Annotated in this window: 1 protein-coding gene; it reads right to left on the bottom strand. The window is 44.4% G+C overall.

The window, feature by feature from the left end:
* The coding region (gene zapE, locus A3729_RS10305) for an AFG1/ZapE family ATPase (protein WP_156497875.1) at window positions 1–275 on the bottom strand (275 nt) is incomplete at both ends.

Consider the following 275-nt stretch of genomic DNA (forward strand, 5'->3'; position numbering starts at 1 on the left):
GCCTGATCATCTGTATCGATACTCATCTGAGGGACGTTACTCACGATCACTGCGTGAAATTCTCTTGCGATCTCAATGTAGTCATTCTGGCTTCTAGGTCCATCGCAAAGCTCGGAAAATGTAAACCAAACAACATCGTCAGCGTGCCGTAGCGCTTTAAGAGGGCGACCATTAATCTCAAGCTCTAGCTCGTGTGAACCTGCTTCAACAGCGAGCTGTTTAAAGTATTTATCCAAATTGATATCGGCTTGTGCGTCTAAAGGAAAATGATAAAG

This window comes from Oleiphilus sp. HI0043, from assembly GCF_001634935.1.